Source organism: Paenibacillus sp. MER 99-2 (assembly GCF_023714095.1).
Lineage (GTDB): Bacteria > Bacillota > Bacilli > Paenibacillales > Paenibacillaceae > Paenibacillus.
In genome coordinates, this window is sequence record NZ_JAMAUZ010000001.1 from 267,063 (window position 1) to 292,442 (window position 25,380).

Sequence of the window (25,380 nt, forward strand, 5' to 3'; positions counted from 1 at the left end):
TAGATCCTTAATTAGGGTAAGGGGGTGGAGAGATAACCAAATAATGAATGTAGATGTGGGTTAAGTCAACTCAAGGATAAGTCCACATTACATCGACTGAGCAAAATATGTATACGATAGTGCTTAGTCCAACATACACAACATAAGGAGTGAACATAATGAAAATACCTCAGAAGCATCTCATGATGTGTGCTGCTGTAGCCATGGTTATTGCCCTAAGTGCTTGTAGCGGCAGGACAGAACAGCCAGCACAGGATACAGGACAGGTGAATTCTGAATCATCGGAGTCAGCGGGTGAAGTGAATAATGAGGCGAATAACGAAGCAACCACAGTGGAAGTGAGTTCCCCGGATGGTACAGCAGAAATTGTGGATACCGATGAGCAGGCCAATTCCGAGGCTGGTGGAGATAACGTAGCAGCAGAAGGTACTCAAGAGTTACCTGAAGTTTTGCCAACAGACTTCCCTATGCCAGATGATGCTCGTATTCAACTAGCCAACTCTGGTGACAATGATGGTAAGAAGACAGCTATGGTGATCTACACCACGGAGCAGGATATGAAGACAGTCTCCAAGATGTATAAGGATTATTTCGAAGCCAAAAAATTAACGGATGCAGGCCAGACATTGGATGACAAAAACATTGTTATTCAAGGGACTGATCCTGAAACGAAGCAGCAATGGTCATTGATTGGCGGAGCCCTGGCTAGCAAGGAAGGTACGATTGAGCTGACACTTACGTGGGCTGAATCTTGATAGCTGGAACAACTCAATATAGAACATATGATACGTCATGCCTTACATTGTCGGTGGCTCTGTTGCCACCTAAATGTGAGGTTTTTTTCATTTAGATCTGGAAACGCAACAGGTTACATGGTATGTTATATCTTTATAGAAAGATAGACAACTACTGACGAAGACAGGAGAGGATTGAACATGGTTAAAGTGGGTATTGTGGGTTACGGTAACTTGGGTAGAGGCGTTGAGAAAGCAATTAAGCAAAACGATGATATGGAACTGGTTGCTATATTTACACGCCGTGATCCGGAGCAGATGGTAGGCGAAGATACATCCGCTCGTTTCGAACATATCTCTGCCGCTGAGCAATACATAGGCAAAATTGATGTGATGTTGCTGTGTGGAGGTTCGGCTACAGATCTTCCGGAGCAGACACCTGTCATTGCACGTCTATTCAACACGGTAGATAGCTTCGATACACATGCGAAAATCCCTGAATTCTATGCAGAGGTTAATGCCGCTGCCGAGCAAGGTGGACATGTAAGTGTCATCTCTACGGGCTGGGATCCAGGATTGTTCTCTATGAATCGTCTGTTGGCACAATCCATTCTGCCTGAAGGTAAAGAATATACATTCTGGGGAACTGGCGTTAGCCAAGGTCACTCCGATGCGATTCGTCGTGTACCAGGTGTCAAAGCCGGAGTTCAGTACACTGTACCTGTAGAAGAAGTAATTAACCGTATTCGTGCAGGTGAAACGCCAGAGTTGTCTACGCGTGAGAAACATTTGAGACAATGTTACGTGGTGGCTGAAGCAGGAGCGAACGAGGATGAGATCCGTGAAACGATTGTATCCATGCCGAACTATTTTGCTGACTATGATACAACGGTAACCTTTATTACGGAAGAGCAATTGAAAGCTGAACACGAAGGTATGCCGCATGGTGGATTCGTGATTCGTAGTGGAGTAACGGGTACAGCTTCCAAGCAAATTATTGAATTTGGCTTGAAATTGGATAGCAACCCTGAATTCACGGCAAGTGTACTGGTTGCATATGCAAGAGCTGCACATCGCCTGAGCGCTGAAGGTCACAAAGGTGCCAAAACAGTGTTTGATATTCCACTGGGTCACCTGTCTCCTAAATCCGCTGAAGAGCTTCGTCGTGATCTGCTCTAATCAACTAGTTTAGACTTTATGGAAAAAAGAGCTTTATCGCCATACTCACGCTTGAACAGAGTAGGGGCGGGTGAAGTTCATACAAAAGAGCCCGTCCTTCGCTTGAATGAAGGACGGGCTCTTATTTGTCTCATCAGGTCATCAGACAGTGCTGCTGAGTTTCATATGGCTGTTATGGGGTTCGTACCTCTCAAGATAAGCATGTATGCATGCGATACACTTAATCTTATGCAGTCCAGTGCTCAGGCGTTTTCACATGAGAGGGCAGCTTTGTCGCGTTATTTCCCTTGGCTGAGTTAAGCTGTGACTGTGTTAGAAAAAGACTGCCTCTCAGATCCGCCCCACCAAGATCTGCATCGCGTAAGTCAGCACCTATGAAGTCAGCTGTTCTTAGGTCTGCATTGCGAAGATTAGCCGCGATCATAAGCGCTCCCCTGAAGCTGTTACCACGAAGATCTGCTCCTTTAAGGTTGGCGCCTAGATAGTCCATTCCACCGGCACGTTTATTTATTTTGGACTTCGATTTGGATTTTCCATGACCTGATGACTTATCTGGTTGTTTCATGCTGGAGGTCGCTTGGGTACGTATCATCTCGCTTCCTTGTAGCAAGAGCTCGCTTATACTGGCTCGGTGAGTGGGGATATCCAGCCGTAAAATGGCTGTCGGCTCCAGTAGTGTGAGTTGCTCTGTTTCTTCATATTTTGCACGGAGACGTGAATGGATCGATTTTGTTTCAGGATACGCCAGCATCTCATTCACATAGCTCATCATTTCCTGTAGCTGTCTCATCACAGGTAGGCAGTCGAACATCTCTGAAGCAAGCTCGGGGTGATCTCGCCAGTCCTTACCTGCATATGTAAGCTGTGAGAGCTTCTGTCCTGCTCCAAAACAATCGTATACCGTACAACCTTTAAATCCTTTTTGTCTAAGTTCTGTATGGATGCCGCATCGATTATCGTTGCGGAGGTTCGGACAAGGCGTGCCACTGGATTTATCAAAAGCAAAATCGGAAGATTTGCCATACGGCAGTGCCACACAGCATAAGCCAAAACATTGCTCGCAGTCCGCGCTCAAATGCAGGGGTGCCTCTGTGCTGACGAAGGGGTGGTTAGACATTATTGTACACTTCCTTTAAGAGGTTGTTCAAAAAAACGTTACTTTTGATTTTTGACCACAACAGGTATGCAAGATCTCCGTTCCACAATCTCGGTATTCACCACCAATTGAACTGCATTTGCATCCGTATGATCGATCTTTTCCATCAATAGCTTCACTGCGCTCTTGGCTAACATATCCTTTTTGACATGCACGGTGGTTAATTCGGGGCTGATAACTTTGGCTTCAAAGATATTATCAAACCCCATCACCGACACATCTTCAGGCACACGCACGCCTATATTCTGTAGTGATTTAATCGCACTGATGGCAATGTAATCATTCTCGCAAAATATAGCTGTAGGTAACTCCGCCAGCTGTTGAATCGACTGTTGGAATCCCTCCTGTGGCATAACGCGCATGGGATGCATATCGAAAAATAATCCATCCTCTACCGCGAGCTGATGCTCACGAAGAGCGGCGTTAAAGCCTTCTTCCCTTTGCACGAAATTGACGATGCGTGTATGCGACCGAACATAACCTATTCGACGGTGTCCAAGTTTAATTAAATGTTGACCTGCTTGATAACCACCAAGCTTGTTATTAATGGAGATAAAGCTTGCATCCATATATTCAAAGCACGTATCCAAAATGACCACATTAGCATGATGAGATCGTATAGGCTCGATCATATCTGGCGTGAGATTGGTACCTAATAGCAGAATGCCAGCGGATGGCTGATCCTTTTCCAAGGCCAGTAATTCATGATGTAGATTCTGTATATCAATGGAAGAGATGACCAAGGTATTCCCATGCTGCTTCACTTGATCGGTAATATGATGAATTAACTCATTGAAAAAAGGTAATGAATCATAATGTTCGGTAACGATGTCTGCATTTTTACAGGCGACAAAACGGATAATGGCATGAGGTTTCTGAATTTCCTTATCGGACTTCAATGTTCTCGGTCTATACCCGTGTGCCTGAGCAATATCTAATATATGTTCTCGGGTCTGTTCACTAACCCCAGGTTTATTGTTAAACGCAAGTGAGACCGCAGCCTTCGATACCCCCGCAAGCCGCGCAATATCATCAATTTTCAATATACAACCTCCTAAATGGCCTGCATGTTCTAAGTATATCATGAATTAAGCTGAAATTTTAGCTCACAACTAAACTAAACTTAACTAAAATACGATGGTGTAAACTAAAATTATGATTGACTGTTTACCCGAGCGATGCTAATATTCAATTGTGAAACGCATTCATTAAGCTTAAAGATCTTATTATTATGTTTTAATTACTAAAATAAACTAAACAAAATAAATTATATAGGTTAATTGTTAAGTTTAGTTCCTGGTGAATCTACTAAAGTGAAAGGACGGATGAGAAGATGAGCGCAACGATATCGATGAACGGAAGAAGTTTTGAGGAACAGGGCAGTCCCTTCTTTTACTTGGCAGATACGGTGTGGAGTGCATTTACCAATGCCACATTAGAAGAATGGGAAGAGTATCTCGATTATCGCAAAATGCAGGGCTTTAATGTGCTGCAAATGAATGTGTTACGCCAATGGGATGCAAGTGGATCTGATCTGGATTGGGAGCCGTTCGCTCTTCAGGAGGATGGTTCGTACGATTACAGTCAGTTGAATGAAGCTTATTTTGATCGTGCAACAGAGATGGTACGTATGGCGGTTGAGCGAGGCTTCACACCTGCACTGGTTCTATTGTGGTGTAACTATGTTCCAGATACATGGGCAACTCCGTTCCAGCAAGGGAATAAAATGCCGCTGGAGGTTATAGAACCGTATGTAACTTATGCGGTGAAGCGATTCTCGGCGTTTAATCCGATCTATCTGGTGAGCGGGGATACGGATTTTCCATCCGAATTGGCTAATCGTTATTATCAAACCGCACTGGACACGGTAAAACGAATGAGTCCATCCAGCGTAGCTACTCTGCACATACAGGGAAGACTTCGGGAGATTCCAGAGGTGTTCATGAATCATGAAGGACTTGATTTTTATATGTATCAGTCCGGGCACAATTCCGAATTCCAACATTATTCACATGAGATTGCAGAGCATTTTTACAACCTTACTCCGGAGCGTCCTGTTATTAACGGTGAACCCTGTTATGAACAGATTAGCTACAGTCGTAATGTCTATGGACGTTATTCGGCGCTGGATGCTCGCCGAGCAGCATGGCAGAGCCTGCTTGCAGGAGGTGCAGCAGGCGTGACGTATGGTGCGCACGGGATCTGGAGCTGGCATAAAAAAGGGCAGAATTTTGGCATTGTGGAAGGCGAGGGCTTCGATAGTCCATACGACTGGAGAGCGGCGTTACGATTTGAAGGAGCATGGGATTATTCATTCATTAAATATGTATTTGATATGTACAATCTGGTCGGGGTGAAGCCGCTAGATATCGTACTGAACCAGACTAAGGAGATTCGGGCAGCAGGTAATGAAGATACCGTGATCCTGTATGTGCCAGTGAATACGAAGGTACGATTAGATTTCGAAGCAGAAGCGTATTCGTTCACTACGATTGATCTCATGCATCGTCGTTTTGCACGAACAGACGCGTATCGCGAGAATGGATATAGTGTGTTGCCGATGCACGAATTTGAGCATGATGTGGTCATCATTGGCACCAAAAAATAAATGGGGAATTACAGCTTGAAACTGTACTCCATCTCTAAGACTTACATTTATAGATGAGGTGAACGTATGTGGAACATTGGTATTGTGGGTACGGGGTACTGGTCTGAAAAACATATTAAAGCATGGCAGCATATTGAGGATACAACGATCACGGCCATTTGCGACAAGAATACAGCATTGCTGAGTGACAAATCAGATCAATATAACATTCCAGAAGCGTATCGGTATTCAGATGTAGTAACAATGCTGGAGCAGGCTGATATTGATGTCCTGGATATTATTACTCCACCAGAAACACATCTGGAGCTTGTGAAGCTGGCGGCAGCCGCCGGCAAACATATTATGTGTCAGAAGCCGTTTGCGAGATCGCTTGCAGAGGCAGAAGAAATGGTTCAGATTGCTGAGCAGGCAGGCGTACGATTAATGGTTACTGAGAATTGGCGCTGGTTAGAGCCGTTCCAGATCATCAAAAATCTGTTGCTTGAACATGCAGTGGGTAAGCTAAACACCATTCGTTATATTCATACTGATTTTTATTCACCACGGTTTGATCCAGATCAAGAGCTTCCACAGCCGTTTTTCAGAGATATGCCGCAATTATTATTCTATGAGATGGGTGTGCACTGGCTGGATACGTGGCGGTTCTTATTCGGTGAGCCCTCCAGATTGTATGCGGAGACTCGTAAAGTGAGCCCTTATACCGTGGGGGAAGACAGTGGCATGATCCTCATCGGTTATGAAGACTACATGGGTCTGATGGATATGAGCTGGGCTACACGGCGGGAGCTACAGGAGCCTTTGGGAGAACAGGTGCTGCCGAATCATAAGGAACAGCTCATCATCGAAGGGGATAAAGCAACCATTAAACTGTATCATACGGGCAGATTAACGATCATTGATAATGCTGGTGTAGAGACTGTCATAGCAGATCAGACAGCATTGAATTATGAGGATAGTCATCGGAAGCTACAGGGTCATTTTATTGACTGTTTGAACACAGGTGCAGAGTTCCAGACCAGCGGCTTGGACAATCTGAAGACGTTACGTCTTGTATTTGATACGTATGACAGTGCGGCGAATCATAAGGTTCAGTTGTATTAAGGGGAGAAGTTATGTCGATGAATGATATGGTCATGACCGTCATTGCCGCCTTCATGGTGCTTGGTGCATTGGACAAGGCATTGGGGAATCGGATGGGTCTTGGATCGGCGTTCACGGAAGGCATGATGTCAATGGGGACACTTGCGCTGGTTATGGTCGGAATTGTGTCGCTGGCGCCAACACTGGCAGGTCTGCTCATTCCCGTAATATCTCCTCTGTATGAAGCGATAGGTGCCGATCCGGCATCTTTCGCTAATACAATTCTAGCTGTGGACATGGGAGGATATGCACTCGCCAGTCAGATGGCTCAGAGTGCTGAGGCAGGGCTCTTTTCTTGGGTATTTCTCGGGACGATGCTTGGACCGACCATTGTATTCACCATTCCCGTAGCCTTGGGTTTAGTTGAACGCAAGGATCATCCGTATTTTGCTAAAGGTGTACTGATTGGCATTAGCACCATTCCTGTTGGATGCTTGGTTGGAGGTATCGTAGCTGGAATTCAGATGGAGATCATTCTAAGAAATTTGATCATACCCGTCATATTATCCGTGTTCATTATGCTCGCACTGTATCTATATACAGATCTGACGGTGAAGGTATTTAAGTATTTTGGAAGCGGTATCACGTTGATTTCCTTAATTGGACTTGTGGCTGTTGGAGTTGAGACACTCACTGGGTGGGTGATCATTCCGGGTATGGCTCCTTTATCTGAAGGGATAACCATTGTCGGCACCATTGCCATTGTGCTCGCAGGAGCTTTCCCCATGGTCGCAGTGATCAACAAAACTTGTCAGAAGCCGCTCGCAAGAGCAGGGCGAATGTTACATTTGGATGCGCCAACTACAGCCGGGATTATTGCTTCACTGGCACATAACATTCCGACGTTTCGCTTAGTAAAGGATATGAATCCGAGAGGTAAAGTAATTAGTATTGCTTTTGCGGTGAGTGGCTCCTTTGTGCTCGGTGGACACCTGGGATTTGTAGCAGGAATGGACAGAACAATGGTGACCGCCATGATCATTGGCAAGCTGGCAGGTGGCATCAGCGCCGCCTTGGTAGCCGCATGGACGAGCACATCAGACTCCAAAATGAATTAGTCAGGATCACTAATGGGTTCGTATAATTTAGTTTTATCAACACTACAGTATGAATGTGAAGGAGTATAGACCATGAATCATGACAAAACAGCTAAGGAAATTCTAAGCGCAGTTGGTGGCAATGATAACATTAATAGTGTGATTCATTGTGTAACGCGTCTTCGTTTCAATCTTAAGGACATGAAGTCTCCGAACAAGGATGAGATTAAGCAGATTGATGGCGTGCTTACTGTTGTGGAAAGTGGGGGTCAGTTCCAGGTTGTCATTGGCAATGAGGTGCCCAAGGTATATGAATCTCTGTTGAAAACAATGGGCAGAGATCCTTCGGCATCCACGACAGAGCAGGGGAACGCAGGTGAAAAGCGTGGTCTGTTCAACCGTTTTGTTGATGTTGTATCCGGTGTATTTATGCCAGTGGTCGGTGTGCTTGCAGCAGCGGGTATTCTCAAAGGCTTACTCGCTCTGTTCATTACATTAAAATGGCTCACGGAAGACATGAACACATACAAAATTTTATTTGCAACCGCAGACGCATTGTTCTATTTCTTCCCGATCATACTTGGATTCTCGGCAGGTAAGAAGTTCGGAGGCAATCCCTTCATCTCAGCGACCATCGGTGCTGCACTTGTGTATCCCACGATGACGGCTGCCGCTACAGCGGGAACCGGTATGTCGTTCCTGAGTATCCCGGTTGTGTTAATCAATTACACACAGTCCGTTATTCCGATTATTATCGCATCCTATCTGGCAGCAAATTTCGAGAGATGGCTTACGAAAGTATCTCCTTCTTCTATTAAAATGTTTCTCGTACCGCTGATTACACTAGCGGTCATTACGCCGGTTGTTTTTATGGCGGTAGGTCCAGTAGCAACACTGATCAGTGATCTGCTTGCCAAAGGGGCCATGTGGACATATGGGCTTAGTCCAATTATTGCTGGCTTGCTGCTGGCGGGTCTGTGGCAGACCATTATTATCTTTGGACTACACTGGGCTTTTGTACCGATCCTACTCAATAACCTGGTGACCAACGGATTCGACCCGATCAATGGGATGTTGTACTGTACTACCTTTGCTCAAACGGGTGCGGCCTTTGCAATTGCAATCAAAACGCGGGATAAGAAGCTGAAGCCGATTGCGATGTCTGCGACGATCTCAGGCGTTATGGGAGTAACAGAACCAGCTATTTACGGTGTAACCTTGCCAGCGAAAAAGGCATTTGTGATGGCATCCATCGCAGGTGGTATTGCAGGAGCTGTAGCTGGTTTCATGGGTTCTACCGCGTACGGCTTTGGTGCTGGGGTGTTCGGTATTCCATTGTTCATTAATCCTCAGGGAATTGATTCCGGATTTATTGGGTTCATCCTTTCGATTGTTATCGCCTTTGTACTTGGGTTTATTCTGACGTATATGTTTGGTTATAGAAATACTGCTCCTTCCGTTGCGGTAGCGTCGTCTTCGGCTAAACTAGGGGGCGTAGAGCAGGGGCAAACTGTCGTTGGTTCGAGTGTCGCAAATGCTACTGTAGGTACAACTTCGAGTTCTGCTACACAGACTGCAACAGGAACGTTAACAGAGCACACGGTATATAGTCCGCTTACAGGTACAATCATTCCATTAACGGAAGTTAGTGACGAGGCATTTTCAACTGGCGCAATGGGGCAAGGAGTAGCAATTAAACCTAGTGTAGGCGTAGCCTATGCACCTTTTGATGGCGTGATTGTGACGATATTTAAGACCAAACATGCGATTGGGCTATTATCTGAAGATGGCGTAGAGATATTAATCCATATTGGGATCAACACGGTGAGTTTAAAAGGCAAACATTTCACCTCGTATGTCTCCGATGGGGATGTCGTTCGTAAGGGGGATAAGCTCGTGGAGTTTGATCTTGCGGCTATTCAAGCGGCTGGTTATGATACGACAACATCGGTCATTGTATCCAATACCTCATCGTATTCGGATATTCAGATCAATTCTTCTTCTCAGGTGGAACAGGGTGCGGCTCTAATCAGCGTTAAATAAAAGAGTTCTTGTATACGAATTCATTGGAATTGGTTGTAAAAAGTAAGGGCAGCGTTCATCCTCACGGATCGCTGCCCTTTGTCATGCACATCATAATCTAGTGCATATTTATACCATTACCATACGAACCTGTTCGCATCGTTTATACAGGTTTCGGAGAACTATACAATCCCTTGAGCCAGCATAGCATCAGCTACTTTACGGAAGCCAGCAATGTTTGCGCCTACAACGAGGTTTCCTGAGCAGCCGTATTCTTCTGCAGCTTCTACGCAGCTTGTGTAGATGTTTTTCATAATTTGGTGCAACTTCGCGTCTACTTCTTCAAATGTCCAGGACAACCGCATGCTGTTCTGTGACATTTCAAGTGCAGACACAGCCACGCCGCCAGCATTAGCTGCTTTTGCTGGTCCAAACAGGACGCCTTTTTCGAGGAAGAGGTCAATAGCTGCCAACGTTGAAGGCATATTGGCTCCTTCGCCAATCGCTTTTACTCCACCTTCCACAAGCGTAGCTGCCGCATGTTCATCAATCTCGTTCTGAGTAGCACAAGGCAATGCAATATCACAAGGAATAGACCAGATTCCTTCACAACCACTGGTGTACACCGCATGAGGATGTTCCTTCACATATTCACTAATCCGTAGACGATTCTCTTCTTTCAGACGTTTCACGGTTTGCAGGTTAATTCCTTCCGGATCATGAATGTATCCGCCAGAGTCGCTACAAGCGACAACTTTGGCTCCAAGCTCCTGAGCTTTCTGGATCGCGTAGATGGATACGTTGCCTGAGCCGGAAACGACAACCGTGCTGTCTTTGAAGCTTAATCCTTTGGCTTGAAGCATCTCGTTCACGAAGTACACGCAACCGAAGCCTGTCGCTTCTGTACGAGCAAGGCTACCGCCGTAGAGCAGACCTTTTCCTGTCAGGACACCTGCTTGGTGACCTCCGCTAATGCGTTTGTATTGTCCAAACATATAACCGATCTCACGAGCACCTACGCCGATGTCGCCCGCGGGAACGTCTGTGTCTGCACCGATATATTTATAGAGTTCGGTCATGAAGCTTTGCGTGAACCGCATCACTTCCTGATCTGATTTACCTTTTGGATCGAAGTCCGAGCCGCCTTTACCTCCTCCGATCGGAAGACCTGTTAAAGCGTTTTTGAAAATTTGCTCAAAACCAAGGAACTTAACAATGCCGGAGTATACGGATGGATGGAAGCGAATTCCACCTTTGTAAGGGCCGATAGCACTGTTGAACTGTACGCGGAATCCACGGTTAACTTGAACCTTGCCTTGATCATCCACCCAAGGTACACGGAAGGTAATTACACGTTCAGGTTCAACCAATTGTTCCAGCAGACCGTTCTCCATATATTTAGGATGAGCCTCGATGACAGGAATGAGTGAGTCCAGAATCTCTTTTACCGCTTGGTGGAATTCGTTCTCCTGCGGGTTTCTAGCGACTACGGATTCATAGACGGAATGAACATATTGTGAAGCGATAGACTGAGTAGATTCTTTCGTTAGTGTGGACACTTTTCTGATGCACTCCTTTGTCGTGTTAAAGTCTGTAATTACCCATTTGCATAAATTGCACAAAAGTTTGTAGTTAAATATACAGGAAATGCTATAAAAATACGAGATAGAAATCCATAAAATGTTTTTTATGACGTTATTAAAATGTTCTATAGATCTACCATATGATGTTAAGACTTAGTTCAAGTTACCTATTTAGCTGGATTTAATAATTAGTTTTGGTAAGATGGATGTAGGGATCTCGGCAACCGGGATCTTCATTTTATATTCAAGGAGGCATACAAGATGTTGCAAAGATTCAGACACATGAACCAAGAGAACAAGGCTTGTATAGGAGGTGAGATCTATTATGAACCATAGATCCCATTGCCATAATTGCAGAGAGATGCTGGTGAGCCAGCTCATTACTTTGGGTGAAGAGAAAAAAACATTTCTCAACGCCTATTTTGACGTGCGTGAACCTGAATGGTTCCAGGCGGAACGAATGCTTACCACGTACACAGAACATGTGGAGCAGCTGCTGCTGGGATCAGATGAACTGTTGGATTCAACTGTGCTAATTGGAAGCTGGATCACTTTCGAATATGTGGACTTCCATACATCAGATTCGTTCTGGATCGTCATGCCGGAAGAGGCAGATGCAGATGAGAATCGCATTTCGTTCCTTTCCCCGGTGGGGAGACAGTTGTTGCTTGCTCACAAAGGGGAAACCCGGAGTGTGAACATCCCTGCAGGTTCGATGCGGGTGCGCATTACAGATATTGAATTGCAGCGCGAGCCGGTTACGCGGAAGGTCGAAGGAGGTGCAGATTATGCACTTTAAAGAGACAGATCTGCCCGGCATTGGTCGGAAGTACTGGCTGCACACACGCAGCGGTGAGCATCTGGTGATTGTCATTCATAATGACGAGCGGCGGGATCTATTTCATATGGAGTCCGGAGATCTACCGGATGAACCTGGAGATATGAGGTCTTTGGTGACATTGGATGATGATGAGGCAAGAGCGGTCGCCGCTATAGTCGGTGGGATGACGTATAAACCGCAATTTCAGGAGCAGCGCGAGGTTATGCTAGATGGGTTGCTGATTGAATGGCTGCGGATTGAGCCGCATGCGGCAAGTGTTGGGCAGACCATCGGGGATCTGAACATTCGCCAGGCTACAGGCGCAGTCATTCTGGCTGTGGTGGAGAAGGATAGGGCGAAGCAGCTTAACCCAGGGCCTGAGTATGCGTTTACCGCAGGGGCAACCCTTGTTGTTGCAGGAGAGCGCGAGCAGCTCAGAGAGCTCAAACGTTTGCTTGTTGACGGAAGGCTATAGCCTATGGATATGCTCATATTTGAGGTGGGAATTGCCGTTGCGCTAATTACACTTACAGGATTAATATCTGCACGACTACGATTTTCAGTTATTCCATTTTACATCCTGGTCGGTATGGCTGTTGGACCGCATGCACCGCAGTTTGGCATTGTGGATTTACGATTTATCGAAAGCTCGTCTTTTATTGAGTTTATGGGCAGGCTGGGTATTTTATTTTTATTGTTTTATCTGGGACTGGAGTTCTCGGTCTCCCGATTGTTGAAATCGGGTAAAGCCATCCTTACGGGTGGTGTATTCTATGTAGGTCTTAATTTTGTTTCAGGTTTGCTGTTAGGCTGGTTGATGAGTCTGCCCCTTCAGGAAACGATGGTTGTGTGCGGCATCATGACCAGTTCATCTACAGCGATCGTAGCCAAAGTGCTTGTGGATTTGAAGCGGACGGCGAATCCTGAAACGGAAATTATTATGGGCATGATCATGTTTGATGATCTATTCATCGCAATCCATATCTCGATTCTGACTGGACTTGTACTGAGCGGGGCGACCTCGTTCCTGAGTGTGCTGTTAGTATCGCTCTCTGCTCTGCTTTTTATCGTATTGTTCCTGATTATTGGCAGGAAGAGTATCAAAGCTATTGATAAAGCACTCAACATCAAGTCATCGGAATTATTCTTGCTTACCATCATGACACTCCTGTTCCTCGTGGCTGGATTCTCGGAAACGCTGCATGTCGCTGAGGCCATCGGTGCGTTAATGATTGGACTTGTGCTTGGTGAATCCAGACATGTCAGCCGAATTGAACAGCAAATTATGCCGTTCAAGGACTTCTTTGGTGCGCTGTTTTTCTTCAGCTTTGGCCTGACCATTGAGCCATCTTCTCTCGGTGGTGCTGTCGGGATGACACTGATTGCCGTCGTTCTGACCATTGTTAGCAATTACGGTGCAGGCATGATTGCTGGTAAAATGGCGGGTATGTCGACGAAGGCTTCGTTGAATGTAGGCTTCACTCTAGTTTCGCGGGGAGAGTTCTCCATCATTATGGCGAATATCGGTAAGGCTGGAGGTCTGATGGCTTCCATTCAGTCATTTGCCGTGTTATACGTGCTGATTCTGGCAGTGCTTGGACCTATTCTGACAAAAGAATCTCCTCGCCTGTATGCGAGGTATGAACGGTTCCGGAATCGGGGGAAACGAAAGGAAAACGGATAAGCAGGTAATTTCAATAGCCTTGATAGACATGATAAGCTGTGTTGACAGGTATAAGGCAAGAAAGGCGTCACACTTCTTTGGAGAATTATCGTCTCCGAGGTGTGGCGCTTTTTTGCACCTTCATTCGAGATATATGCTGTATGATAGTATTTTGGCTCTGTCAAACGATGGATGAGGCGGTGCATACATGGTAACGGGTAACGTGCAGTTCCCGGATGAAGGGATATGTGGTATAAGATTAAGTATGATTAATAGACGAGTCATATAGCCGTACATCGTACGGCTTTTTTGGTAGACATAGGAGTAGGAGTGTACATATGCAAAAAAGTTTGCCTTCATACCAGACAACGCATTTGTATTGGAAGCAGTATCAGTCTTTTTTTCCTGAAGAAGTTAGATTGAGTGAAAGTACTTCCCCTGAGGAGGAATGGTGGGAAAGCAATGGAATTCATCTTCACATTGACCGATTACCTGTACCAGAGTCTCCTATCAAAATTTTGTTTATTCATGGCGCTGGGGGAAATGGGCGGTTACTCGCTCCCTATGCACGAATGTTACAGAACAATGGTTACGAGGTGATCTCACCCGATCTACCACCGTATGGACTAAGCTATTCATTGCATGGCAAGCGGATAAACTATGAATTATGGATCACACTGTTAGTTGACCTTATGGAAAGAGAGTACAGTAAAGACGGTAAACCGTTCGTTGTATTGGGCAGTAGCATTGGTGGAATGTTGGCCTATCACGCCAGTGTACGAAATAAACATGTTAAGGGATTAATTGCAACTACATTTGTAGATACAAGTGACCCTGATCTGCGTGACCAGATTACTTCGAATCGATTAGTCAGTCGTGTAGGTAAGCGTATGATGGATCTTTTACCCGGTCTATTAGATCCGATACGTATTTCGGTTAAACGGGTCTCTCGCATGGAACTAATTACGAATAATAAGGACTTAACCCGTCTCATTATGAATGATCCACAGGCTGCGGGCACGTCTGTCCCTTTGGAGCTATTAAGAACATTCCTTAATAAAACGCTAGAGGTGAGCCCTGAACAATTCAGCCAATGCCCGGTGCTACTTGTTCATCCTGAACAGGATCCAATGACCCCGTTACACTTCAGTCAATCATTCTTTGACCGTCTAGCCGTGGAGAAGGAATGTGTCATTTTGGAGGGAGCAGGTCATTTCCCTATAGAACAACCGGGTTTGAAGCAATTGGAAGAAGCAGTTCTAAGATTTTTACAAAAAATTCAATAGTGTCACTAGCTCTTCCCTAGCTTATGGAATGAAAATGCTGTGACCTCAGGTCAAGTAAACCGATGAATGGGGTAATCATAAATAGAGAAGATTATGAGAATAAGCTCATGACATGTCATTCCATTTTCAAGAAAGGAAGGGATTTAGCATGAAAGCTATAGTGATTGAAGCATTTGGTGGACCTGAGCAATTGAAGGAAAAGGAAGTTAATAAACCGTCATGCGGTGTGAATCAGGTTTTGATCCGCACACAGGCGACATCTGTTAATCCAGTTGATTTCAAAATAAGACAAGGTCACTTGAAAGAAGCGGCAGATCAGCTACCGATGATTCTAGGTGGTGATGTCGCAGGTACTGTGGTAGAAGCGGGTTCAAACGTTACGCGTTTCAGAGCAGGGGATCGGGTATTCGCTCGTCCGCGGCAATTCGGAACCTATGCGGAATATGTTGCTGTAGATGCAGATATTGTTGCCCGCATACCAGAGCAGTTGAGCTTTGAGGAAGCAGCTGCGATTCCACTCGCCGCGATGACAGCTTGGCAGGCACTAGTGGATCATGGGCGTCTGGGCAAAGGACAGAAGGTGCTTATTCATGCCGGTGCGGGTGGAGTAGGCACATATGCCATTCAAATTGCCAAATCGCTGGGTGCTGAAGTTGCTTCCACCGCGAGTGCAGCAAATGAAGAGTTACTTCGCTCGTTAGGTGTGGATCATTTCATTAACTACAAGGAACAGGATTTCTCGCAGATTCTCTCAGACTACGATGTTGTATTGGATACGATGGGCGGCGATATACAGCGGCACAGCTTCAAGGTGTTGAAGTCTGGAGGACGTCTAGTATCACTTGTGCAGCAGCCGGATGAGAAGCTGGCGGAGGAGACTGGCGTGATAGGCAGCGTGTTCATGATGGAGCCTAAGGGAGATCAACTTGAACAGTTGGCCGAGCTCGCAGCTGAAGGGAAATTGAAGTCGATCATTGATGAAACGTATCCGTTAACTGAACAGGGATTGCGTGATGCTCACGAAAAAAGTGAGTCACATCATACACGGGGTAAGCTAGTTATTACCACGAATTAGTTCGAAATCCATGAGTTGATCAAGCAAGCTGAAGATGGATAAAGGGTGAATATTGCAGTGGAATTAACGCTTCACAACCTTAAGATCATATGCCGTTCTCCATACAGGAGAGCGGTTTTTTAATGTGTTCCTGTTCGTTCGTATGAAGTTTGCAGCACAACAAATTCTTCACCAATGTGCAGCGTTGAGATATAATAGGGGGAATTTATTCCATTCTACATATGAGGTGATCCTGATGTCGACTGAACTTATTCAAGCTATTCAATTGTTAAAAGAAAAAAAGTGGGTAGATCTGACACATACCTTTGGGCCAGATTCACCTCACTTCTCAGCCTTTGATGCAGCTCAATTCGATACGCTATTCAATCACGACCAAGGATTTTTTGCACAAAGTTTTCGATTTCCTGGGCAATATGGCACGCATCTAGATGCACCGATCCATTTTGTGCGTGATACTCGTTATCTGGATCAACTCGGGTTGAAAGAGTTAGTATTACCACTAGTTGTAATTGATCAGTCGGCAGCCGTAGCAAGCAACCCTGACTTTACGCTGGATGTAGAGCATATTCTAGCATTCGAACAAGAACACGGTGAGATTGAAGCGGGCAGCTTCGTCGCTCTACGTACCGATTGGAGCAAGCGTTGGCCTAGCCATGAGTTATTCAATAATAAAGATGCTGATGGCAACAGTCATGCACCAGGATGGTCGGTAAGCGCACTAAAATTTTTGTTTGAAGAACGGAGCGTAAAGGCTATCGGTCACGAGACCTTTGATACAGATTCAGCAATAGATTATCGCAAAAATGGAGCTTTACTCGCCGAATACTATGTCTTGGCACAGGATACATATCAGGTGGAGCTTCTGACAAACTTGGATCAGGTTCCTGCCAAAGGCGCAGTCATCTTCAATCTCGTTCCCAAAGCAGAGAAAGCGTCCGGGTTTCCGGTCAGATCCTTTGCTATTCTGCCATAAATCTAATTAAGGTATCGTCTTATACAAATGTATTATGTAAAATGCAAGGGAGGCGAAAGCCTCCTTTTTTTCTATTTACTACTTTAACTACTTATGGTCCGATGATGAAGCTTGATTGAATCGTTCCGTAATTCTCTTCTGTTCCTTCTTGCGCCGAATCCAACGTTTAAATGCATTCTCTGCTTTTCTTCCCTCTAACGTTTCTTTCAAGCCTTGGATCATGAATTCAGATCTCCGTCTGTCATCCCGACTAATCTCGCGTAATTCCTTAATAAATTTGTCGTCCATATCTGCCTCTCGCTCATTCAGGATAGATTTCTATTATACCGAACATACGTTCTTTTATCAAGTTTTTCCATGATAGATATTGTCGAATCCTTGTAGTGACAAGAAGCATAGGAACATTGAGTCACCTTGTGTGAGAATGTTCTTAGTGTGGTCGAATATAATCTTCATGCATTGGAGCGTTTGGCAGGAGATTAAGTAATGAGATGAGTGGGAGGCGGGGTTCATGGTACAGCCAACATTAGGCAGATCGTGGCTACTTGCAATGATGCATGGGATATTAGGGATAGGAGCACTTGCTGGAGGAATAATGTTAATTATCGATCCGACGGGGAACGCAATTGGTTTACCGAATACGTTATTGGAGCATTCTCCATTTGCCAACTTTCTGATTCCGGGCATATTGTTAATGTTAGTTCTTGGCGTGATGCCTTTGATCATCGGTATTTCGCTAATCCGCCACATTCGCTCAGCGCTCTGTGAGAAGCTTAATCTCTTTCCTGACCGCTACTGGGGTTGGACGTTCTCCTTATATACCGGATTTGCACTCTTAATCTGGATTATGGCACAGGTGTACTGGATTCAGGCCGCCTCGTTGATACACTTAATCTATTTTGCATGGGGCATAGGAATTCAGATCGTAACCCTATGGCCTGGGGTACAACAAAGATATTCGCACTAAATAACTATGAAGATATATTAAAAATTGGATGCAAAACGGCTGTACCACGATCAAGAAGCGATCTGGTACAGCCGTTTGTTGTTAACCGTTTATTTTGAAGCGTTGTAGTTGCTCAAGAACTCTTTTACTTTGGCTGGATCAGCTTTTAATTCATTGCCTGTGTCAACCAGTGGACTTAATGTGGAGAATGCTTTTAGTTTGTTGTTTTTGTAGAACTGTAGAATTTCATCCTGATTGATAGAGTACAGCACAGCTTTTCTCAGGTCACTGCTCTTGGATACTTCACGATTTGCTGTGTTGAACAGCAGGTAAGAAACTGCGTTACTCGGAATGCTCTGTAGGTGCAGCTTACTGTCACTCTCAACGATGTCATACTTCGTTTCAGGCACACCGTAGTAGAGGTGGATCTCACCGCTACGCAGGGCGGAAAGTGCGCTGTCTGCATCTGCGATAAAGCGTACATTTACTTGTGAAATTTTCGGTGCATACTCGCTTCCTGTGCGATAGCCAGGATTTTTGAGGAATACACCTTCATAGTCATTTTTGTATGACAAAATGTATGGTCCGCTTGTATACAACGTATTGTTGTACGCTGCTCCTTCGGTTACTGTGTTCTGATCGCCATAAGGGATGTCTTTGTTCACATCAAAGGATGCTACATCATAAGTGTTGATGCTTTCCACTTGTTTCTTGGACACGATACCAGCCGATTGGTGAGCCAGGTAGTTCAATACTTGCGGGAACGGTTCAGTTGTTGTCAGTTTGATAACTTGATATTTACCTGCTCCGTTGTCTGCTTTGGTTTTGTCAGATACAAGCTCTGTAATTTTGCTGTCTAATCCTTGTTCCAATGCATCCTTGATTGAACCGCCACCACCAGTTTGTTGCGTAGACTCAAGCACGCTCAGATCTGTAACCAGCTCGGTTTTTTGGATGTGCTCATGCAAGCTGTATGTCCGGTGATCAGGTACGGAATCTTTATTTTTGGCACGATCCATGGAGAAGATTACGTCGTCCGCACCAACGCGTTCACCTGTATCTACTGCTTTTTTGTTTTCGATTTTGGCAAAATTAATATCATCTCTCAAGACGAAGTAGTACTCGGAGTTTCCATCCGCGATGCTGAAGTTATGGGACAGGGATCCCTCAGCAGTCAGTTGGTCGTCATCCGTCAGGTTGACTAGACGTACATACATATTGGTATTCAGTTGGTTGATGGAACCGTCATTTCCTTTGATCGGATCAAGAGAAGTTAGAACAGACGCACTTTGCGTCAAGATCAAAGGATCAGTTTCATTTTTGGAGCTGTCCTTGAATTGAATCGGTTCCCAAGCCATTGCACGTGATTTGGACAAACGCACAGTATCTTGGTTAATCACATCTTTATTCAGTGCCTGGTTTTTGAGGGAGTTATAGACTGGAGCGATGTACGCTTGATCAGTTACCAGACGTTGCTCCAATTTCTTGTACGTTTCTTTGTATTGATCTGGCGTTTGCGTAGCTGCTTCATCAATCAACTTGTCGATTTCTTCATCAGCCAAAATGCTGTAATCTCCACCTGTTTTGAACAGAGAACGAACGGCATAGTCCGGGTTTCCCGTAACGGTTGTCCAGCTTGACAAAGCAATGTCATAATTCCCAGCGTCCTGTTGGGATTTGTAGCTACCGTAATCCGGTTGCAGGTTCAACTTCACGTTGAACCCGTTCTTAGTCAGTTGGTCACGGATGATGTTTACATCGTTCTCGGAAGAACTTTGTGCCAGCAATGTAATGTCTACTGGTGCTTGATTCGTGGTAGTTTCTGTTGTATCCGAAGTTGATGCTTCAGACTGAGTGTCGCTCTTTGTTTTAACGCTGCATCCGGAGATCACAATGACCAAGATAAGTAACAGCGAAATGAGTGTACGTTTTTTCATGAAAATACCTCCTATTGGAATGAATGAGTTCGCCTAAAAATGTTTACACTTGCCACTCCGATGACAGAATAACCTTCCGATCGCTGTTATCCCCAGATTTTCTTGATTCTCCTTTTCTAAGGGGAAATCCGGGGATAGCGTATGCTTCCGATGCAGCTTTCTTTCAGAAAGCTTTTAGCCGAACGCTCTGCTTCTCCATGTTATTTCTGTCCTCTCCGTTCTCGTGTAAAACGTTTAGTAGAACATAAAAATTAAATAAAATTATGCTTTTTCAAGCTTAGGATCAAGCGCATCGCGCAGTCCGTCACCGAGAAAGTTAAACGAAAGAACAAGTAGAATAATGGCAAGACCAGGATAAATGGCAAGATACGAATGTGTCTCCAGATACGTACTGCCGAGTTTGAGAATGTTGCCCCATTCCGGAATATGCGGCTCAACGCCGAGTCCGAGATAACTTAAGCTACTCGTGGCGATGACGGCTCCACCAATCGTAAGTGTAGACTTAATAATCATTGGAGCTAGTGAGTTCGGAATGATGTGTTTGAAAATGATGGAACGATTGTTATATCCGAGTGCACGTGCTGCCTCTACGAATTCAAAGGTAGATACGTAGAGCACACTCGCTCTCATTGTTCGAGCGTAAGTCGGGATAGAGCCAAGGCTAAGCGCCAGGATCAGGTTGACGGTATTCGCTCCAAATGCCGCGATGATCGCAATGGCAAGCAGGATACCTGGAATAGCGTACAGTACATCGAGCAGTCGCATGATGATATTGTCTGTATGTTTACCATAGAAGCCTGAGAATGCTCCAAGCACTCCACCAATCAATACGGGAATGATGGTTGACATACAACCTACAATGAGAGAAATTCGAGCACCGAATACAATTCGGGAGAACAGGTCGCGTCCAAAATCATCCGTCCCAAGCGGGTAGGCGAGAGAAGGTGGTTGTAACAGGGCTGAGTAATTGTTCTCCACGGCTACGCTGTAGTCGAACGTGTAGAAGCTACAGATCGAGATCGAGAATAGGAAAACGATGAAGAACAAGCCTGACATCGCAGTTACATTTGGAGCGAGTCGTTCCCATAGATCGTTCCAGAAGTTAGATTTTTGCTTCCCTTGGCGGCGTATCCGTCCCAGAAGGGTAACACCCAGCAACAGAGCAAACAGGTTGCCTGTAATTGAAGTCAGAATAAGCACTACACTGACGATTAGCATCCAGCGAGGAAGCATCTGTGCTGGCGCATACTGGGATACGACGAACAGCACGATCAGATCAATGACCATAATCAGAAGAAGTACCGCCATTGCTGGAAGAAATGTATCCGCCACGTAGGGTTTGAATATATTCAAGCCAGATACGCCAATTACGAAGAGCTGAGTCAGCACGGTATAAACAGCGAAGGTATACCCAACGCTCTTACCTCTTCGAATCAGATGAAAAGCAGCCGTGACAAGAAAAATATTACCTGTGATGATGGCCAGAAGTTGAATCCATCCCATCCTGCGAGTCCAGACAGAGATTGAGCCATCGCGCATCAGGTCTTTGCGTAATTGATAGGTCACGAAGCTCTGAACGAGTGTGAAGAACAGGTAAGCCAGAAATGCAGTTAGAATAAATGGTTTGAACACGTTCTCCCCATAATCATAGCTATTGAACATTAATAGCAATGTCAAGAGTAGCGAAGTGATCCAGGCAAAGCTAGCCTGACTATATTCTGAAGAAGACTTCAGTCGAAAACGCATCTCTTGTGTAATAGAACCTGATTTTTTCATTTAAATTGCACCTGCTTTAAGCGGTTGTAAGAAAGATAAGGAAGACCAGAAAGACCAGACTTTTGAACACAAACTTTAATATTGTTTCATCTTGGAACGTACCCTCGGATCAATAAAAGCGTACATCAGATCAACAATCACATTGATAATCGAAATCGTAATTGCAGTGTATACTACTCCGCCCATAATACTCGGAATATCGGGTATAAATTGCTTATCCACAATGTAGCTGCCCAGACCGCTGATGTTAAACACTTTCTCTGTTACCGCGGCTCCGCCGAGCATTCCGCCAAATTGTAGACCGACAACCGTTACGATAGGAATCAATGCGTTACGAACGGCATGTTTTAGCAGGACATGTCGCTCACTTAGCCCTTTAGCCCGAGCAGTCATGACGTAGTCTTCATGAATGACTTCGAGCGTAGAAGAACGGGTCATCCGTGCAACAGCCGCCGTGAGTCCGGTTCCCAGAACGATGGTTGGCATAATCATGGATAACCAGTTCTGAGGATTAAAGGTAGCGGGTAGCCATTGCATTTTGATTGAGAAATTCAGAATGAAAATAAGTCCTTGCCAGAAGTTAGGAATCGATAATCCGATCAATGCGATAAACATGAACGTATAATCAAATAATGAATTCGGCTTGATGGCTGAGATAATGCCGATCGGCAATGCGATCACAATCGCAATCAACAGTGAGATGACAGCCAAAGTCAGCGTAATCGGAAACTTCCGAGCTATGGTGGCTGTGACATCTTCATTCCCCGCAAACGACTTCCCTAGATCAAATAAGGCAATTCCTTTGATATTATTCCAGAGTTGCACGAGATAGGGCTGATCTAGTCCATACACGTGATTAAAAGCTGCAATCTGTTCTGGTGTCGCTGTCTCTCCCAGAATGTTAGCTGCCGGATTAAACGGCGACAGATATAAGATGGTGAATACAAGTGTGGCTACGCCCATTATGACGAATATAGTCATGAGTAGTCTTTCAAATATGTACTTGAGATAGGGATTGCCATACAACAATAAAATGCCGTACATCAGACAGCCTGGAATAATGGATAAGACGAGAAACCACGGATGGTTAATCAGTGAGCGGAAGGTATCCGCCATCGTTGTTCGTTGTTGTCCTTTTTCCCGAAGCTTGAATGTTGTACGCTCGTTCACCTCTTTGCGAAGTGTTTCTTCTAGCCATTCTTGCGTTTCACGTTGAAATTCGCTCTCACTGACATGCTGCTTGAAGAAGCGATGCTTCCGTCGAAGTTGTTCTTCTATTTCTCCGCGAAGTTGATCTCGATAGGCGTGGGTCAGCATTTCCTCTTCTGCTTCTTGCCTAGCGACCTTCCAGCCATCCTGTTGTCTTCTGGATCTCCAGACCAATAACACGATTAAATTAACGGGCAAGCCGAGAATGAATAGAACATATCGATAGGAGGGGTGGAGCAACATTTTGTCGTAGATAAAGCCCAAGGTGTGCGCAAGCCGTGACATTCTGCTGCCTTCTGCTAAGTTCAACCCAGGTGAACCTCCTTTCATCCAAGTTAAAATTGCATTATTCCGATGGATATAGTATATATTATTTTAGGGTCTACGGATTGTCAAGGAATAAAGAGTGTACATACGTAAGGTTATGAAAATATGGAAGGAAGCAGGTGTTGTGATGCAGCCTTTGTTAAAGGTAAATGATCTATCGGTCTCTTTTCATTCTGGGGAGAATGAGTTTGAGGCGGTTAAGAACGTCAGTTTCGAGGTGCGTCCAGGTGAGACACTTGGTATTGTAGGAGAGTCTGGTAGTGGCAAAAGTGTAACGGCTCGCTCCATTATGAGATTGCTGGCATCTCCACCTTCACGTATGAAACAGGGGGAGATCTGGTTCAAGGGAACCAATCTTGTGAACAAAACGCAGAAGGAAATGGAAAGTATCCGAGGTCGGGATATCGGAATGATCTTTCAAGATCCAATGAGTTCACTTAATCCGACCATTAAGATTGGTAAACAAATTTCGGAGAGTTTGATTAAACATCAGAAAGTGTCCAGGCGAGAAGCAAAAAAACAAGCGATAGCAATGCTTGAGCTGGTGGGTATATCACAAGGCGAGGTACGTTACAATCAGTATCCACATGAGTTCTCCGGGGGAATGCGTCAGCGTGTCATGATCGCTATTGCACTTGCTTGCCGACCTGAGCTATTGATTGCCGATGAACCCACGACTGCGCTTGATGTAACCATTCAGGCACAGATTCTGGATTTGATGAAAAATATGCAGCAGCAACTAGGTACCTCGATCATTTTGATAACCCATGACCTTGGGGTTGTTGCAGGTATGTGTGATCGGGTCGTGGTCATGAAAAGTGGGGAGATCGTAGAAACGGGCACAACGGCCGAGATTTTTGCAAGTCCGAAACACCCGTACACTTCCAGATTACTTAACGCTTTACCTCGACTGGATGAGAAGAAGAAGCCCAAGCCGGTCTCCCTTGTTCCTCGTGATCTGGAGGATCATCAACCTTTGCTGGAGGTGAAGTCTCTTCGCCAGCATTTCAATCTGGGCAAGGGTAATACGCTGAAGGCCGTGAATGATATTAGCTTTTATATTCGCCAAGGGGAGACGCTGGGGGTCGTGGGGGAATCAGGCAGCGGTAAGTCCACGACTGGACGTGCAATTCTTAGATTGCATGAGCCTACGGGCGGTGAAGTGTTGTTTAAAGGAGTTCCGCTCAATCGTCTGTCTGCTTCCGAGATGAAAACCATGAGAAGGCATATGCAGATTATCTTCCAAGATCCGTATGCTTCATTGAATCCCAAAATGAGAATCATGGACATTATTGGCGAAGCGCTCGATATTCACGGGTTAGCTAAAAATACGTCGGATCGTGAGAAGCGGGTAGAGGAATTATTAGAACTAGTAGGGCTTGATCCATCGCATGCCCAGCGTTATCCACATGAATTCTCAGGAGGGCAACGGCAGCGGATTGGGATTGCAAGGGCGCTGGCCGTGGAACCGGAGTTTATTGTATGTGATGAGCCTTTATCCGCACTGGATGTCTCCATTCAGGCGCAGATTGTGCAGTTACTAGAAGAGTTGCAGCAGCGTCTTGGTCTGACCTATCTCTTCATTGCGCATGATCTATCGATGGTTAAACATATCAGTGACCGTGTAGCGGTTATGTATAATGGCAAAATTGTCGAGTTAGCTGAGAGTGAAGAGTTATACAGCAACCCTCAGCACGCCTACACGAAGGCATTGTTATCGGCCATTCCTGTTCCAGACCCTGCGATCGAGTCGAAGAAGAAACGAATCGTAAGTGATGAGCACCGAGATGCTGGTGTGGATCGCTATCAATTGGAACATTCCAGTTGGGTCGAAGTGTCTGACGGGCATTGGGTAGCCATATCTAGTTAAACGGAGCTGTGACGGTACAGCGTTGTAACGAAAAAGAAC

Annotated in this window: 21 protein-coding genes; 14 read left to right on the forward strand and 7 right to left on the reverse strand. The window is 45.2% G+C overall.

Translation table 11 applies throughout. The features are described from left to right. The first annotated feature begins 158 nt into the window (after positions 1-158). Both M3636_RS01210 and M3636_RS01215 read left to right on the forward strand, forming a co-directional pair. A complete protein-coding gene (locus M3636_RS01210; protein ID WP_251381035.1) occupies positions 159-755 on the forward strand; it encodes a hypothetical protein in 597 nt (198 codons plus the stop codon). 180 nt (positions 756-935) lie between these two features. Beyond that, on the forward strand, positions 936-1,913 hold the full coding sequence (locus M3636_RS01215) for a diaminopimelate dehydrogenase (RefSeq protein WP_397338675.1): 978 nt from the start codon (positions 936-938) through the stop codon (positions 1,911-1,913). A gap of 226 nt (positions 1,914-2,139) precedes the next feature. Here the strand turns inward: M3636_RS01215 and M3636_RS01220 are convergent, their stop codons facing one another. Together M3636_RS01220 and M3636_RS01225 are read right to left on the reverse strand one after the other, a co-directional pair. After that, positions 2,140-3,030, reverse strand: a complete 891-nt coding sequence (locus tag M3636_RS01220) for a pentapeptide repeat-containing protein (RefSeq protein WP_251381036.1) — start codon at positions 3,028-3,030, stop codon at positions 2,140-2,142. Between the two features lie 38 nt (positions 3,031-3,068). Continuing rightward, positions 3,069-4,112, reverse strand: a complete 1,044-nt coding sequence (locus tag M3636_RS01225) for a LacI family DNA-binding transcriptional regulator (protein WP_251381037.1) — start codon at positions 4,110-4,112, stop codon at positions 3,069-3,071. 290 nt (positions 4,113-4,402) lie between these two features. Between M3636_RS01225 and M3636_RS01230 the strand changes: the two genes are divergently transcribed. From M3636_RS01230 to M3636_RS01245, 4 genes are all read left to right on the forward strand, one after another. Further along, the gene (locus M3636_RS01230; RefSeq protein WP_251381038.1) at positions 4,403-5,677 is read left to right on the forward strand and encodes a glycoside hydrolase family 140 protein; all 1,275 of its coding nucleotides are present in this window, start codon (positions 4,403-4,405) and stop codon (positions 5,675-5,677) included. Between the two features lie 66 nt (positions 5,678-5,743). Continuing rightward, positions 5,744-6,778: a Gfo/Idh/MocA family protein gene (locus M3636_RS01235; RefSeq protein WP_128103108.1), complete on the forward strand. Its 1,035-nt coding sequence runs from the start codon at positions 5,744-5,746 to the stop codon at positions 6,776-6,778. 11 nt (positions 6,779-6,789) lie between these two features. Beyond that, the gene (eutH, locus tag M3636_RS01240; RefSeq protein ID WP_128103107.1) at positions 6,790-7,875 is read left to right on the forward strand and encodes an ethanolamine utilization protein EutH; all 1,086 of its coding nucleotides are present in this window, start codon (positions 6,790-6,792) and stop codon (positions 7,873-7,875) included. A 72-nt stretch (positions 7,876-7,947) separates the two neighbouring features. Further along, positions 7,948-9,897 carry a beta-glucoside-specific PTS transporter subunit IIABC gene (locus tag M3636_RS01245; protein WP_251381039.1) on the forward strand — a complete coding sequence of 650 codons (1,950 nt, stop codon included), beginning with the start codon at positions 7,948-7,950 and terminating at the stop codon, positions 9,895-9,897. Between the two features lie 161 nt (positions 9,898-10,058). On the opposite strand, the gene gdhA is transcribed toward M3636_RS01245, so the two are convergent. Beyond that, positions 10,059-11,435 (reverse strand): NADP-specific glutamate dehydrogenase, encoded by a 1,377-nt coding sequence (gdhA, locus tag M3636_RS01250; RefSeq protein WP_128103104.1) that lies wholly within the window; start codon positions 11,433-11,435, stop codon positions 10,059-10,061. Positions 11,436-11,784: 349 nt separating this feature from the next. On the opposite strand from gdhA, the gene M3636_RS01255 reads away from it, so the two are divergent. The 6 genes from M3636_RS01255 (at position 11,785) to M3636_RS01280 (ending at position 17,276) form a co-directional block, all read left to right on the forward strand. Then, positions 11,785-12,258 carry a GreA/GreB family elongation factor gene (locus M3636_RS01255; protein ID WP_251381040.1) on the forward strand — a complete coding sequence of 158 codons (474 nt, stop codon included), beginning with the start codon at positions 11,785-11,787 and terminating at the stop codon, positions 12,256-12,258. Beyond that, complete coding sequence (locus tag M3636_RS01260; RefSeq protein ID WP_251381041.1) at positions 12,248-12,754, forward strand: cation:proton antiporter regulatory subunit; 507 nt, start codon at positions 12,248-12,250, stop codon at positions 12,752-12,754. Before M3636_RS01255 ends, M3636_RS01260 begins: the two co-directional genes overlap by 11 nt. A gap of 3 nt (positions 12,755-12,757) precedes the next feature. After that, positions 12,758-13,963, forward strand: coding sequence for a cation:proton antiporter (locus M3636_RS01265; protein WP_145408275.1), 1,206 nt, complete (start codon positions 12,758-12,760; stop codon positions 13,961-13,963). Positions 13,964-14,280: 317 nt separating this feature from the next. Beyond that, complete coding sequence (locus M3636_RS01270) at positions 14,281-15,228, forward strand: alpha/beta hydrolase (protein ID WP_251381042.1); 948 nt, start codon at positions 14,281-14,283, stop codon at positions 15,226-15,228. A gap of 148 nt (positions 15,229-15,376) precedes the next feature. Further along, positions 15,377-16,303 carry an NADP-dependent oxidoreductase gene (locus M3636_RS01275; RefSeq protein ID WP_251381043.1) on the forward strand — a complete coding sequence of 309 codons (927 nt, stop codon included), beginning with the start codon at positions 15,377-15,379 and terminating at the stop codon, positions 16,301-16,303. A 235-nt stretch (positions 16,304-16,538) separates the two neighbouring features. Then, on the forward strand, positions 16,539-17,276 hold the full coding sequence (locus M3636_RS01280; RefSeq protein WP_128103101.1) for a cyclase family protein: 738 nt from the start codon (positions 16,539-16,541) through the stop codon (positions 17,274-17,276). A gap of 87 nt (positions 17,277-17,363) precedes the next feature. On the opposite strand, the gene M3636_RS01285 is transcribed toward M3636_RS01280, so the two are convergent. Beyond that, on the reverse strand, positions 17,364-17,564 hold the full coding sequence (locus M3636_RS01285) for a hypothetical protein (protein ID WP_128103100.1): 201 nt from the start codon (positions 17,562-17,564) through the stop codon (positions 17,364-17,366). A 223-nt stretch (positions 17,565-17,787) separates the two neighbouring features. On the opposite strand from M3636_RS01285, the gene M3636_RS01290 reads away from it, so the two are divergent. After that, a complete protein-coding gene (locus tag M3636_RS01290) occupies positions 17,788-18,243 on the forward strand; it encodes a hypothetical protein (protein ID WP_251381044.1) in 456 nt (151 codons plus the stop codon). A gap of 89 nt (positions 18,244-18,332) precedes the next feature. On the opposite strand, the gene M3636_RS01295 is transcribed toward M3636_RS01290, so the two are convergent. From M3636_RS01295 to M3636_RS01305, 3 genes are all read right to left on the reverse strand, one after another. Then, the gene (locus M3636_RS01295) at positions 18,333-20,159 is read right to left on the reverse strand and encodes an ABC transporter substrate-binding protein (protein WP_128103098.1); all 1,827 of its coding nucleotides are present in this window, start codon (positions 20,157-20,159) and stop codon (positions 18,333-18,335) included. Positions 20,160-20,420: 261 nt separating this feature from the next. Continuing rightward, on the reverse strand, positions 20,421-21,935 hold the full coding sequence (locus M3636_RS01300) for an ABC transporter permease (RefSeq protein ID WP_251381045.1): 1,515 nt from the start codon (positions 21,933-21,935) through the stop codon (positions 20,421-20,423). 75 nt (positions 21,936-22,010) lie between these two features. Continuing rightward, positions 22,011-23,453, reverse strand: a complete 1,443-nt coding sequence (locus M3636_RS01305; protein WP_128103096.1) for an ABC transporter permease — start codon at positions 23,451-23,453, stop codon at positions 22,011-22,013. A 145-nt stretch (positions 23,454-23,598) separates the two neighbouring features. On the opposite strand from M3636_RS01305, the gene M3636_RS01310 reads away from it, so the two are divergent. Next, positions 23,599-25,341: an ABC transporter ATP-binding protein gene (locus M3636_RS01310; protein WP_128103095.1), complete on the forward strand. Its 1,743-nt coding sequence runs from the start codon at positions 23,599-23,601 to the stop codon at positions 25,339-25,341. The last annotated feature ends 39 nt before the right edge of the window (positions 25,342-25,380 follow it).